Annotated in this window: 10 protein-coding genes and 4 pseudogenes; 5 read left to right on the top strand and 9 right to left on the bottom strand. The window is 71.5% G+C overall.

What is annotated here, in order from left to right; translation table 11 throughout:
- The first annotated feature begins 3 nt into the window (after positions 1-3).
- Positions 4-735, top strand: coding sequence for a hypothetical protein (locus MDN94_RS19985; protein WP_482727254.1), 732 nt, complete (start codon positions 4-6; stop codon positions 733-735).
- Positions 736-855: 120 nt separating this feature from the next.
- On the opposite strand, the pseudogene MDN94_RS19980 reads toward MDN94_RS19985, so the two are convergent.
- The 3 genes and pseudogenes from MDN94_RS19980 to MDN94_RS19970 form a co-directional block, all read right to left on the bottom strand.
- Positions 856-981: pseudogene (locus MDN94_RS19980) on the bottom strand (oxidoreductase); the annotation flags it as partial.
- 109 nt (positions 982-1,090) lie between these two features.
- The gene (locus tag MDN94_RS19975; protein ID WP_482727253.1) at positions 1,091-2,698 is read right to left on the bottom strand and encodes an AMP-binding protein; all 1,608 of its coding nucleotides are present in this window, start codon (positions 2,696-2,698) and stop codon (positions 1,091-1,093) included.
- On the bottom strand, positions 2,695-4,371 hold the full coding sequence (locus MDN94_RS19970) for an AMP-binding protein (RefSeq protein ID WP_482727252.1): 1,677 nt from the start codon (positions 4,369-4,371) through the stop codon (positions 2,695-2,697). Before MDN94_RS19970 ends, MDN94_RS19975 begins: the two co-directional genes overlap by 4 nt.
- A 142-nt stretch (positions 4,372-4,513) precedes the next feature.
- Here MDN94_RS19970 and MDN94_RS19965 point away from each other — a divergent pair, with 142 nt between their 5' ends.
- Positions 4,514-5,335 (top strand): helix-turn-helix transcriptional regulator, encoded by an 822-nt coding sequence (locus MDN94_RS19965; RefSeq protein ID WP_482728186.1) that lies wholly within the window; start codon positions 4,514-4,516, stop codon positions 5,333-5,335.
- 96 nt (positions 5,336-5,431) lie between these two features.
- On the opposite strand, the gene MDN94_RS19960 is transcribed toward MDN94_RS19965, so the two are convergent.
- A complete protein-coding gene (locus tag MDN94_RS19960; protein ID WP_482727251.1) occupies positions 5,432-6,559 on the bottom strand; it encodes a winged helix DNA-binding domain-containing protein in 1,128 nt (375 codons plus the stop codon).
- Positions 6,560-6,668: 109 nt separating this feature from the next.
- Here MDN94_RS19960 and ppk2 point away from each other — a divergent pair, with 109 nt between their 5' ends.
- Positions 6,669-7,649 (top strand): polyphosphate kinase 2, encoded by a 981-nt coding sequence (gene ppk2, locus MDN94_RS19955; protein ID WP_482727250.1) that lies wholly within the window; start codon positions 6,669-6,671, stop codon positions 7,647-7,649.
- A 27-nt stretch (positions 7,650-7,676) separates the two neighbouring features.
- On the opposite strand, the pseudogene MDN94_RS19950 reads toward ppk2, so the two are convergent.
- Positions 7,677-8,012: pseudogene (locus MDN94_RS19950) on the bottom strand (arginine deiminase family protein); the annotation flags it as partial.
- Between the two features lie 48 nt (positions 8,013-8,060).
- Positions 8,061-8,381: pseudogene (locus MDN94_RS19945) on the bottom strand (IS5 family transposase); the annotation flags it as partial.
- 120 nt (positions 8,382-8,501) lie between these two features.
- Between MDN94_RS19945 and MDN94_RS19940 the strand changes: the two are divergent.
- Both MDN94_RS19940 and MDN94_RS19935 read left to right on the top strand, forming a co-directional pair.
- Entirely contained in the window at positions 8,502-9,362 is an 861-nt protein-coding gene (locus tag MDN94_RS19940) for a helix-turn-helix domain-containing protein (protein ID WP_482727249.1), read from the top strand.
- Positions 9,363-9,451: 89 nt separating this feature from the next.
- Positions 9,452-10,486 (top strand): methyltransferase, encoded by a 1,035-nt coding sequence (locus MDN94_RS19935; protein WP_482727248.1) that lies wholly within the window; start codon positions 9,452-9,454, stop codon positions 10,484-10,486.
- 342 nt (positions 10,487-10,828) lie between these two features.
- Here the strand turns inward: MDN94_RS19935 and MDN94_RS19930 are convergent.
- From MDN94_RS19930 to MDN94_RS19920, 3 genes and pseudogenes are all read right to left on the bottom strand, one after another.
- Positions 10,829-11,119: pseudogene (locus MDN94_RS19930) on the bottom strand (amino acid permease); the annotation flags it as partial.
- A 130-nt stretch (positions 11,120-11,249) separates the two neighbouring features.
- Positions 11,250-12,776 carry a pyridoxal phosphate-dependent aminotransferase gene (locus MDN94_RS19925; RefSeq protein WP_482727247.1) on the bottom strand — a complete coding sequence of 509 codons (1,527 nt, stop codon included), beginning with the start codon at positions 12,774-12,776 and terminating at the stop codon, positions 11,250-11,252.
- Between the two features lie 175 nt (positions 12,777-12,951).
- A complete protein-coding gene (locus MDN94_RS19920; RefSeq protein ID WP_482727246.1) occupies positions 12,952-13,374 on the bottom strand; it encodes a hypothetical protein in 423 nt (140 codons plus the stop codon).
- Positions 13,375-13,450 lie beyond the last annotated feature (76 nt).

The raw sequence follows: 13,450 nt of genomic DNA, 5'->3' as shown, positions 1-13,450 counted from the left end.
GCGATGACCGAGAGCGTTCCGGTGCGCTGCCCGGTCTGCCGCCGCGACCACCTCTTCGCGGCACCCGTCTACCCGTGCCCCTGCGGCGCCCCGCTCGCGGCGCCCCTGCTGCGTGCCGCTCGGCCGGAGCCGATAACGCACCGCACCTGGACGGACGACTGGGTGACGGTTCGCTGCCCCGAGTGCGACCGCCAGGACCAGTGGCCCCAGCCCGAGCTGGGCTGCCCCTGCGGCACGGTCCTGCGGGTCCCGGTCCGGCCCGTCGGGACCCGGCCGGTGCCGGCCCCCGCCGAGGGGCCGAGCCGTCTCCGGCGCCCCTGGCACATATCGCTGCCGCGCACGGCCGTCGCCTCCCGGCCCTCGTTCCGGCCGGTGACGATCCGCACCGCGCGCGACGCGGTCACCGCCGCGGCCCTCTACCTCAAGTGGCTGGGCTTCCGCGACGTGATCCAGTCCGAGGTCCGCCCCGTGTCCGGCATCGACCTCAGGGGCCCCGGCATCGTCGCCCAGGTCGACCCCACGACAAGACCGGCGACCCTGCGCGCCGTCGAATGCCTGTGGCTCAACGGCCTCAGCTCGTCCTCCGCGAGCGTTTTCTTCTCCCTCGCCGGCTACGCGGACGACGCCCGTGCCCGCGCCGACCAGCTCGGCGTCCCCCTGTTCGTCATGGACCTCACCGGCTGCCCGCAGCCGGTCAACACCCCTGCGGACGAGCTGATCTCCACGGGCGTGTGACGCCCTCGCCGGCGCTTCTCCCCCGGCCCCCGCTCCCCCTTCGCCTCCCCCGCTCCGGTCAGCGACCGGAGCGCCTCACTACCGGGACGGCGTGACGACGTCGACGTTGAATGTGTGGCCTCACACGCCGGCGGCGATCCCGATGAAGAGCAGCGCGAAGTGCTCCTCTCCCCGTGCGGTGACGAAGCCGCCGATGTCCATCAGGGAGGAGGGCGGCCGTCCGAGGTCGCCGAGGAGCCGGCCGGATCGGGCTCGGGGGCCCGGACGGCGTGGGCCTCCTGACGCAGGTCCGCCGCCCCGCCCGGCCGGGCCGTGCGCGCACCGGACCCGGCCGGGTCCGGTGCGCGACGCTGTCTCAGCCGTCCCCGAAGCGGCGCCGCAGTTCCACCTTGCGGACCTTGCCGCTCACCGTCATGGGGAAGTCCGTGAGGACCTCCAGGCGGCGCGGGATCTTGTAGTGGGCCAGCTGCTCGCGGCAGAACTCGGCGATCTCCTCCAGCGTCGGGGCGTCCGCCGGGTCGCGCGGGATCACGCAGGCGAGGATCTCCTCGCCGTAGCGCTCGTCCGGCACGCCGACCACCTGCACGTCGGCGATCTTCGGGTGCGCGTAGAGGAACTCCTCGATCTCCCGGGGGTACACGTTCTCGCCGCCCCTGATGATCATGTCCTTGATGCGGCCGACGATCTGGACGTAGCCGTCCTCGCGCATGACGGCGAGGTCGCCGGTGTGCATCCAGCGGCCCCCGTCGACCGACTCCGCTGTCTTCTCCGGCTCGTCCCAGTAGCCGAGCATCACGCTGTAGCCACGGGTGCACAGCTCGCCCGACCGGCCGCGCGGCAGGGTCACGCCGCTGACCGGGTCGACGACCTTGACCTCGATGTGCGGCATGACGCGGCCGACGGTGCCCGTGCGGCGCTCCAGGTCGTCGTCGCGCCGGGTCTGCGTGGAGACGGGGGACGTCTCCGTCATGCCGTAGCAGATCGACACCTCGGCCATGTTCATCTCGGCGACGACCCGCTTCATCACCTCCACCGGGCAGGGCGAGCCCGCCATGATGCCGGTGCGCAGTGTGGAGAGGTCGTAGGAGGCGAAGCCGGGCAGGTTCAGCTCGGCGATGAACATCGTCGGCACCCCGTACAGCGAGGTGCAGCGCTCCTGCTGCACGGCGCTCAGGGTGGCCGCCGGGTCGAAGGAGGGCGCCGGGATCACCATGCACGCGCCGTGGGAGGTGGCGGCGAGGTTGCCCATGACCATGCCGAAGCAGTGGTAGAAGGGCACGGGGATACAGACCCGGTCCTGCTCGGTGTAGGCGATCATCTCGCCGACGAAGTAACCGTTGTTGAGGATGTTGTGGTGCGAGAGCGTGGCACCCTTGGGGAAACCGGTCGTGCCCGACGTGTACTGGATGTTGACCGGGTCGTCGCACAACAACTGCGCCTCCCGGGAACGCAGTTGCTCGTCGGTGACTCCTGCGGCCGCCTCTTGCAGCACGTCCCAGGAGCGGTCGCCGATGTAGTGGACGGCGCGCAGCCCGGGACACTTGGGGCGCACGGACTCGACCATGGCGCGGTAGTCGCTGGTCTTGTGCGTCTGCGAGGCGACCAGCAGCGTGACCCCGGCCTGGTTCAGTACGAACTCGAGCTCATGCGCCCGGTACGCCGGGTTGATGTTCACCATGATGGCGCCGATCCGGGCGGTGGCGTACTGGATCAGCACCCACTCCGCGCAGTTCACCGCCCAGATCCCGACCCGGTCGCCCTTGCCGATGCCCGAGCCGAGGAGTCCGCGTGCCAGCAGGTCGACGGCGGCTTCGAGTTCGGCGTACGTCCAGCGGGCGCCGGCCGCCACGTCGACCAGCGCCTCCCGGTCGGGGTACGCGCCGGCGGTACGCGCCAGGTTTCCGCCGATCGTCTCGCCCAGCAGCGGGGTACTGCTGACGCCGTGTGCGTACGAGAGTGTCATCGCAGGTCGCCTTCCGTGTACTCGGCGGCCGAGCCCTGCGCCGTGCGCTCCCTCAGCTCGATCCGGCGGATCTTCCCGGACACGGTCTTCGGCAGCTCGGCGAACTCCAGCCGGCGGATGCGCTTGTACGGGGCGAGCACCGCGCGCGAGTGCTCGAAGATCAGCTTGGCCGTGTCGGGCCCGGGCTCCCAGCCCTCCGCGAGGACGACGTACGCCTTGGGGACGGCGAGGCGCACCGGGTCGGGTGCGGGCACCACCGCGGCCTCCGCCACGGCCTCGTGCTCCAGCAGGGCGCTCTCCAGCTCGAAAGGGCTGATCTTGTAGTCGGAGGCCTTGAAGACGTCGTCCGACCGGCCCACGTAGGTGATGTAGCCGTCGGCGTCGCGGGAGCCGATGTCGCCCGTGCGGTAGTGGCCGCCGGCCATCGCCTCCGCCGTGCGTTCCTCGTCGCCGTGGTACCCGGTCATCAGACCCACCGGCCGACCGGACAGGTCCAGGGCGATCTCGCCCTCCGTCGCGCCAGGTTCACCGGTGACCGGGTCGAGGAGGTCGACCTTGTAACCGGGGCTGGGCCGGCCCATCGAGCCTGTCTTGAGGACCTGGCCGGGGCTGTTGGAGACCTGCACGGCCGTCTCGGTCTGCCCGAACCCGTCGCGGATGGTCACGCCCCACGCGCGCCGCACCGTCTCGATGACCTCGGGGTTGAGCGGCTCACCGGCCGCGACGACCTCTCGCGGCGGCTTCCGCAGCCGGCTCAGGTCCGCCTGGATGAGCATCCGCCAGACCGTCGGCGGGGCGCAGAAGCTGGTGATCCCCTCCCGGTCCATCTCGTCCATAAGCCGGCCCGGGTCGAAGCGCGTGTAGTTGTGGATGAAGACCGTCGCCTCCGCGTTCCACGGCGCGAACAGGTTGGACCAGGCGTGCTTGGCCCAACCGGGCGACGAGATGTTCAGGTGCACGTCTCCGGGCTTCAGACCGATCCAGTACATGGTCGCGAGATGACCGACCGGGTACGACACATGGGTGTGCTCGACGAGCTTCGGGCGCGCGGTGGTGCCGGAGGTGAAGTACAGCATCAGCGTCTCGTCCGCGCGGGTGGGCCCGTCGGGCTCGAAGTTCCGCGGGCTCTCGTAGGCGTTGCTGTAGGGCAGCCAGCCGGGGTGCTCGCCGCCGACGACGATCCGGCTGTAGTCGCCGGGGACCTCGTCGAACTTGGCGGTGTCCTCCGGCCGCACCACGACGTGCCGCACCCGGCCGCGCTCGATCCGGTCGCGCAGGTCCGCCGGGCCGAGCAGCGGCGTCGCCGGGATCATCACGGCGCGCAGCTTCATCGCGGCGAGCGCGGTCTCCCACAGCTCGACCTGGTTGCCGAGCATGACGAGGATCCGGTCACCGGCCCCGACCCCCTGGGCGCGCATCCAGTTCGCCGCCCGGTCGGACCGGTCGGACAGCTCGGAGAACGAGAATCGGCTGCTCGTCCCGTCCTCCTCGACGATCCGCAGGGCGGGCGCGTCGTTGCCCTCCGCGATGACGTCGAACCAGTCCAGCGCCCAGTTGAAGTGCTCGAGGCGGGGCCACTCGAAGCCCCCGTACGCGCGTACGTAGTCCTCCCGGTGCTCCAGCAGGAAGTCCCGTGCGGCCCGGAACCTCTCCGTCGCGCTGCCAGACGTCATGTGTCCTCCTCGTTGCGGGACCGGCCGTCCACATCGTGTAATCGGTGACCCGGGTCTCACTACCCCCGTACGGGGGTGACGTCCCCGCCCGTGGGCCCGGAGGGAGGAAGCACGCGTGACAGGAACCGGCGAAGCGGCCGAGATGCGTGCGGCGCTGCTCCGGCTGCGGCGGACGACAGGGCTCCCCGTCGCTTTCGGCGGGCTCCTCACCGACGGGCGGCGCCAGCAGCTGCGCATCGGGGAGCTGAACGGCGCGGCGACCGGGGCGCTGCGCGGGCTCGCCATCTGCGCGGGCAACGGTCTGGGCGGCAAGTCGATGGCCCTGTCCAGGCCCTGTGCGGTGACCGACTACCCCGCGGCGCGGCACATCAGCCACGAGTACGACGCGGCGGTGGCCTCCGAGGGCCTGCGGTCGGTGGTCGCCGTTCCGGTCGTGGTGCACCGCCGGGTGCGAGGCCTTCTGTACGGGGCGCTGCGCCGGCCGCTCGTGCTCGGCGACCGCGTCCTCGACGCGGCGGTGGCCGCGGCACGCGACGTCGAGCAGGCGCTGGCCGTCCGCGACGAGATGCAGCAGCTGCTCGCGCTGGCCCGCCCTCCGGCCACGGACGACGCCGTGGGTCCGCGCGACTGGGAGACCGTACGCGAGGTCCACGGCGAACTCCGCGCCCTTGCCCCCCGGATCACGGACCGGGCCCTGCGCGAGGAACTGCTCGCCGTCTGCGCGCGACTGGCCCCGGGCCCGCGTGCGCCGGCCACCGCGACCGGCGAGGTGTCGCTGACGCCACGCGAACTGGACGTGCTCGGCTGCGTCGCCTCCGGTGCGACGAACGCTGCGGCGGCGGGGCGATTGGGGCTGCGTCCGGAGACGGTGAAGGCGTATCTGCGGTCGGCGATGCGGAAGCTGGGGGCGCGGACGCGGCTCGAGGCGGTGGTGGCGGCCCGCCGGGCCGGCCTCCTCCCGTGACGGGCGCCACCCGCTGCGCCGGCGTTTGAGGCGCGGGGGTCCGGGGGCGGAGCCCCCGGACCCCCGAAGGGTAGGGGAGGACGCCCGCCGCAGGCGCTATGCCACCCGCACCGGCCCGAACCTCACCTCGTGCGCCGCCCCCGCCCGCATCCCCCGCAGCATCCGCTCCGCCTCCCCCGCCAGTTCCTCCCGCTGCGCCCTCGTCGGCGCGTCGAACGGCTCGAGCGTCACCGTCGCCGTGTCTGCCGTCTCCTCCAGCCGCCATATCCCGGCGAGGAAGCCGTCGAGGAGGAACGTGCAGTACGCCTGGTTGCCCCGCCAGGCGAGGCCCTTGTGCCCCGCGGACACCACCCGGCGCCGGTCCGCGTGCGAGAGCAGGAGGTTGTCGAACTCGGGCAGCAGACGGGCCGGCGCCGGAGTGTCGGCGTCGGGCCGGGGCGCGTCGGGGAGGTCGAAGAGCTCCACGCCGTGTTCGTCCTGGAACACGGCGAGCCCCGGCCGCAGCCGTTCGAAGACCTCTCGGGTGCGGGTCAGCCCGGACCAGGTCTGGAAGTCCTTGACGGAGGCGGGCCCGAAGGCGGCGAGATAGCGCCGTACGGCGTCCTCGGCGTCCGGCAGGGGCTCCGACGGCCGGCCGAACCACCGCTCCGCGGTGGTGAGCCGGACCTGGCCGCTCCTGCCCCACAGCCCCCGCGGGGTGACCTGCACCAGCGGCAGGGAGCAGCGGGCGGCGACCGACAGCGCGAACGGATCGGCTTCCGGCCAGTGCGCGAGGAGCGCTTCCCGCAGCTCCTTCATGGTCCGCGGCTCCTCCTCGACGAGTTCGCGTGCGAGGGCGGCGAGGCGCCGGAGGTCGATGTCGACGAGCCCGGTGCGGAACTGCGCCAGCTCGCGGTCCCTGGCCGGCTGGACGAGGGGCCGCAGCCGCAGGCAGTCGTCGGCGGTGTGCGTGTGGATGGTGGATCGCATGGTCACGAGCCGCCCCACCTCGCGGGCCTCCATCAACATGGAGAGCTCCTGCGGATCGAACGCCTCCAGCCGGGCGTCGAGCGCGTAGTAGGGCGGCTTCACGTTCTGCGCCTGGAGCCCGACGAGGTGCGCGACCGCCGCCGCGACGGGCATCTCGGCCCGTGGCGCGCGCCGCAGCAGGAGCTGCCGGGCGAGGGTGGCGCGGTTGAGCGCGCGGGTGCCGAGCACGGGGTGCGTCGCCGTTTTCGAAGCCATACCCGAACGCTAGCCGGACTTGCGGACAGATCCTGTCCGCAGCGGCGAAAGCTGTCGGGTGGGATCATCATGGATACGTGACGGCGTCGGGACCGGGCAGGTGACAGCCATGAGCGACGCGACAGAGCGGAACCCGGACGGGCAGGCGCTACTCGACGGTATGACCGTGGACCAGAGCCAGCCGGAGCGCCCTGTGCTCCTGGACGAGGACGGCCGCCCGATCAAGACTTGGCGGCAGAACTACCCGTACGACCGCAAGATCCGCAGAGCCCAGTACGAGCAGCAGAAGCGTGTGCTGCAGATCGAACTGCTGAAGCTGCAGCGCTGGGTCAAGGATTCCGGTCAGCGCCTCATCGTGATCTGCGAGGGACGCGACGCGGCGGGGAAGGGCGGCACGATCCAGCGGTTCACCGAGCGGCTGAATCCTCGCGGCGCCCGCGTGGTGGCGCTGGAGAAGCCGACGGAACGCGAGGCGACGCAGTGGTACTTCCAGCGTTACGCGGCCCATCTGCCGTCCGCCGGCGAGATCGTGTTCTTCGACCGCTCCTGGTACAACCGGGCCGGTGTGGAACAGGTCATGGGGTTCTGCACCAAGCCGCAGTACGACCTGTTCCTGCACCAGTGCCCGCAGTTCGAGCGGATGCTGGTCGAGGACGGGATCATTCTGGTCAAGTTCTGGTTCTCGGTCTCACGTGCGGAACAGCGCACCCGCTTCGCGATCCGGCAGGTGGATCCGGTGCGCCAGTGGAAGCTGTCCCCCACGGACGTGGCGTCGCTGGATCTGTGGGACGAGTACACGGCTGCCAAGGTGGACATGTTCCGGGCCACCGACACCGACCACGCCCCGTGGACGGTGGTCAAGAGCAACGACAAGCGCCGCGGTCGCCTGGAGGCCATGCGCAGTCTGCTGTGGCGCGTGGACTACGACAGCAAGGACCCGGAGGCCATCGGACGGCCGGATCCGCTGATCGTCGGGCCGGCCGACACGCTCTTGGAGCCGGGTGAGGAGAACGCCTCCCTGTCCCCGACCCCGCTCGCCGGTCATACCGAGGGGCCGGGCGCGCACCCGGGCGGTGGGTCGGGCGCCTGAGCGGTCCGGGCGCCGCGGACCGGCGGGTCAGAAGTCGACCGGGTCACGGACGATCGGACACGTCATGCAATGGCCGTCGCCACGACCCCGGCCCAGTTCCGCACCGACGATGGTGATGACCTCCACGCCCGCCTTGCGCAGCAGGGCGTTGGTCTGGGTGTTGCGGTCGTAGGTGAACACCACGCCCGGCTCGAGGGCGACGGCGTTGTTGCCGCTGTCCCACTGCTGGCGTTCGGAGGCGTAGACGTCACCCGCGGTCCCGACGATCCGCAGCCCGGACAGGCCGAGGGCCCGGGCGACTACGTCGGTGAAGGCAGCCGACCCCTCGTCGGTGATCTCGACGCCGGGCGCCTTGTCGGACGGGAGGGCATGATGGTCCGGCACGTCGGCCAGGGCCCCTTGGCAGGCGCCGGCGGCGTGCTGGTGAGCGCGGACGATGGTGGAGTCGACCGCGATGACCCAGCCGAGGTCGCCTTCGGCGTCGGCCTGGGAGAGCAGGGCGGTGAAGACCTTCTCCCAGGCGCCGTCGGCGGCCCACTTCCGCAGCCGGTTGTGGGCGCCCTTCCACGAGCCGAAGTGCTCTGGCAGGTCCATCCACGGCGTGCCGGTGCGGTACTTGAACGCGATCGCGTCGATCACCTGCCGGTGATCACGCCACCGCCCACCCCGCTTCGGAGTCCGGTCCGGCAGCAACGGCTCGATCCTCGCCCACTGGGCATCAGTCAACGACACACATCAACCAACGATCAGACGATCCGAAGAAAACTCCCTGGTGGCCGCTCGGGGCTCCGCGCGTCGGCCCGCGGAACTTTTTTCCAAGACGGGGCGGCCCGGGTCCGTCAGGGTGGGGGCATGCACAGCGACGAAGTGGATGGCGAGGCCGGAGCCGTGGCCGTGGACCATGGTTCCGACGGCGACCCTGCAGCCGACAGCGGGTGGGAAGTAGCGCGGCCCGGCGGCGCGCCTGCCGTTACCGGTGTCCGGATGGCCGGCTTCCGGGATCGCGTCGGCCGGGCACTGGACATGCGGGTGCTGCCCCAGCCTGCCGTGGTCGTCGTCATTGGTCTGGGGAACGACCCGTTCACGGTCGAAGGCGGCACCGCGCAACGACCCTCGACGAGCCCGAACCCTCATCCGAGCCTGGTCGCGTCGTTGTCGCCCGGTCCCACTCGGATCCACGGCCGGGACGTCGAGTGCATCGAGATGTGCCTGTCGCCCGGCGCCGCTTATGCGCTGCTGGGTGTGTCGCCGCACGAACTGGAGGGGGCGGTCGTCGGCTTGGAGGACCTGTGGGGGCGGCAGGAACGGCAGCTCCGCGAACGGGTGGCCGCCGCCACCTCGTGGCAGGAACGTTTCACGCTGGTCAGCGAGTTCCTCACCCGCCGGGCCGCCCGGGGCCCGTCGCTGACACCCGAGGTCGCCGGTGTGTGGGACACGATCGTGGCGCACGGGGGCCGGGTACGGGTCGACGACCTCGCCGCGTCCTGCGGGTGGAGCCGCAAGCGGCTGTGGTCCCGGTTCAATGCCCAGATCGGCCTCACACCCAAGCGCGCCGCCATGCTCGTCCGCTTCGACCAGGCCGCCCGGGCCCTGCGCGCGGGTGGCAACGTCGCGGACATCGCCCTGGCGCACGGATACGCCGACCAGTCCCACCTCCACCGCGACGTCCTCGCCTTCGCCGGGTGCACGCCCGCTGCCATGGCCGGCCTCTGACCCGCACCCCCGAACATCACAGCCACCCATCCCGACGAGGAGGGAAGTCATCCGTGAGCACCATAGACACAGCTGCTACCCAAGAGCCCATGGCCGACCGAGGTCTGATCGCCCAGCTCGCCTTCGGCAGCATGGCCTCGCAGACCTTGCGCGCCGCATTGCGGCTCGGAGTCTTCGACCTGATCGGCGACGGCCGGCGGCCTGCCGGCGAGGTAGCCGCCGACGCAGGAGCCGAGCACCAACCCATGACGAGGCTGTTGCGCGCCCTCGCCGGTCTTGGCCTGATGGAGGAGCACGAACCCGACGCGTTCTCAGTGACTGCCGCCGGCGCCCTTCTCGATTCCGGCCGCCCCGACTCGCTCGTCTCGTTCGTCCGGATGTTCACCGACCCGGCGATCGTGCGGGCCTGGGACGGCCTGGACAGCAGCGTCCGCACCGGCGGCATCGCGTTCGACGCCGTCTTCGGCACCGACTTCTTCAGCTATCTCGGCCGACACCCCGAGCTGTCCGCCGACTTCAACGCGGCGATGAGCCAGGCCTCCGAGGAGACGGCCGCCGTGCTGCCGCACGCCTACGACTTCGGCCGCTTCACTTCGGTCACCGACGTCGGCGGCGGCGACGGAAGCGTTTTGGCCGGCATACTCGCCGCGCACCCGGCGCTCACCGGCGTCCTCCACGACACCAACGACGGCCTGGCCCAGGCACCGAAGACGCTTGACCGGCACGGGGTGGCGGACCGCTGCTCCCTGGCCGCAGGCGACTTCTTCCGCTCCGTGCCCGGCGGCTCGGAGCTGTACCTGATCAAGAGCGTCCTGCACGACTGGTCGGACGATCAAGCGGTCACGATCCTCGGCCACTGCCGCGAGGTACTGCCGCCCGGCGGCCACGTCCTGATCGTGGAGCCGGTGCTTCCCGAAGTCGTCAGTACCGGCGCCGCTGGGCACGCCGCAGACGGCGGGATCACTTACCTCAGCGACCTCAACATGCTGGTGAACCTGGGCGGGAGGGAACGTACCCTCAAGGACTTCGAAGGAGTGTGCCACCGCGCGGGACTGTCCGTCGTGTCGGTGACCCCGCTGCTGGAGGCGGCCCCCTTCTACCTGATCGAGACCATGGCCTGCTGACCACGAGCGGGCACCGGGGCGGGGGCCGACTGACCCGCAGGACACGGCCCGCGGGCGCCGCCCCGGACCGGTGGCGGTGGCGGTGGCGGTGGCGGTGGCGGTGGCGCCGCAAACGGCCGTGGCCGTCTGCAGGGCGGCGGGCCAGTCCGGGTGCCTGCGGTGGCTCGTTCGTCGGCACTGCGGCACACCGCGGTATGCGACGCGGTCGCACGTGCTCCGCTGGGGGGGGCCGGTGGCCATGCCGACGGTCGTTCCAGGACGAAAGGGGCCCCGGCCGGTGCGCCGGACGGCCACGCACTCGGCCGGTTCTCGCGGCGGACCGACCACCAAGATCCACATGGAGAAGCCGAGGTATTCGCCGAAGCCGGCCTTGGCGTAGGCGTAGACGCCCGCGTCGAGGTCGGGCCGGCGCACGGCCAGCGACTGGAAGACGAACGCGAGCATCAGCATGCCGGTGCCTGCGATGGTCCACGCGATGAGCGCGCCGGCGACGCCGGTCTCGTCGGCGAAGCGCCGCGGAAGGGAGAACACCCCGGCGCCCACCATGGATCCGACGACCATGGTGGTGAGCGTCATCAAGGACAGCTTGGCGGCGGGCCGGGTCTCCGCGGTGGTTTCCCCCTGGGTCGTCATGTCTCCCCGCTCCGTACGGCCGACCGTCACCGATGGCGGAATCTAGCGCCCGACCGCCGGTTTTGTGACGAATGCCGGTTACGGAGTGTCCGGGGCCCGGTCGCCGCCGTGCGCGCGCCTCCGACGGCGCTCACGCCTGGGAGATGAGGCGGTCCACCGCAGCCGTGCCCGACGTGTAGCCCGCGGCTCCCGCCGCGCCGGGCCGGGCGGCCTGAGCGGGCGCGAGGCCCCGGGCGGCGAGCGGCTGCTGGGCAGGCTGAGTCCGCGTGAGGGCGAGCGGTGGGGCGTGCTGCGGCAACGGCTGGGGTCCGGGCGGCTGGGCCTGGGCGGGCGCCTGCGCCAGCATGGGGGCGGGGACCGGCTGCGGAGCCTGCGCCTGGGCCGGCATCGACGCCACGGCCGGTTGCTGCGCCTGCACCTGCGCGTCGACCCGCGGCAACGGCTGGGACCGTGCGGGTATCTGCGCGAGCATCGGCTGCGGCGGCTCCGGCGCGGGCGGCGGGGCGGGCGCGGACCTGATGTGCTCGCCGTACAGCACGAGCTCCATCGCGGAGACCAGCCGCGCCACGTCCGGCTCGGGGCGCACCACCAGCCGGACGAACCGGCTGGAGCTGCCGATCTTGTTGCCGCACTCCCGCACCAGGACGCCGTGCTCCGCGAGCAGCCGGTCCCGGAGGATCGCGCCGTCGGCTCCCTCCGGGAGCCTCACGTACACGAAGTTGCCCTGCGAGGGATAGACGGTGAGACCGGGCAGCTGGGAGAGCCGCCAGATCATGTCCTGCCGGTCGCGGCCCACCTGCGCGAGGCTCTCCGCGTACTCCTGGCGGTGCTGCTTGAGCATGAACACCACTGTCTCCGCGAAGGAGTTGATGTTCCACTTCGGAAGCGCGGCCCGCACCTTCCCTGCGAGACCCGGGTTGGCGACGAGATAGCCGAAGCGCACCCCGTGCAGGCCGAAGTTCTTCCCGAGACTGCGCAGCACGATCACGTTCGTCCGCAGCACGGCCTCTGCCGCGACGCTGGTCTCCTGGCCGGCGTCGGCGAATTCGAGGAACGACTCGTCGACGACGACCAGGTCCAGATCCTGGAGCTGGTCGAGCAGGGACAGCACCTGCTGCTTGGGGAGCAGGCCTCCGTCAGGGTTGTTGGGGTTGCAGACGACGGCGACGCGGGAGCCTCTGCTCCGTACGAACTGCACGAAGGACGCCGGGTCGAGGACGAATCCGCGCGCCTCGGGCAGCAGCAGCATGTCCACCCGCTTGCCGGTCTCCATCGGCTGGTCCGTCCAGCGTCCGAAGGTGGGCACGGGAACGGCCAGCGACTCGCGGACGAGCAGATGGTCGATCCAGGTGATCAGCTCTGTGGATCCGTTGCCCATGGCGACCGTCTGGGGATTGAGGCCGAGCAGCTGGCAGAGCTCGGCGGTGATCGTCTCGGAGCCGCTCGGGTAGTAGGTCAGGATCTCCCTGAGCCTGCTGCCGAGCTCGTCGAACATGGCAGGGGTCGGGAAGTACGGGTTGCAGGGGATGCAGAAGTCCACGATCTCGCCGGCCGCGCCGCCGCCCGCCCGGTCCAGCGTGAAGTACGACGGACTGTGCGCGGTGGACGCGCGGAAGAGCGCGGTGACATTGCTGCCGTTGCCGTTGCTGCCGGCCAAGACGTGCCTCCCTGCCTTTTGGCGGCCCGTGCGGATCCACACGGGCCGCCAGAAGGTACGGGCGGAGGTCACGCGCCGTTCAACGGTCCCGAAGCGCCGGCGGCGGCTCATTCACCGATGCCGACGGCCCGCTCCTTGTGCAGGGGCGCCCGTGCGGCGGGAGCCCGACCCCATGTCATCGGCCACAGGTCGCTTGCTGTGCCGCACCCCGGCGTACGCGCGGCGCACGCCGGCCGTGCAGCAGCAGATAGAACTGCTCGACCGACTCTCCGGGGCCGTGATCGAACCGCTTGACGACCTTGCCGAGCGGGTTCCACACCCGCCCGTCCGGCATCCGCACGCCGACCGGCTGCCCGAACATCTCACGCTGTCCCGCGTCGAGGTCGACCCAGCACGCGCCCGCGCGTCTGACCATCACCTCGCCCGTGTAGGCGCCGAGCCCGTGAAGGTAGCGGTCCACTCTCGTCCGGACGGGTCTGCTGCGTCTGAGTCCGTCGACGACGACATCGACCAGTCTCAGGCTCGTCACGCTGTAGTCGAGCGGCAGTCTGCTGCGCTCGCTCATCTCCGTGACGAACCGGGCAGTGTAGCTCCGCATACCCCTGGCGTCCGGCAGTCCTGCTCCGTGATCGTCCACGGCACCCGCCTTTCCACAACGATGGCCTCACCCGACT

The organism is Streptomyces sp. WAC00040, from assembly GCF_056835925.1.
This window is presented reverse-complemented; position numbering and strand designations above follow the sequence as displayed.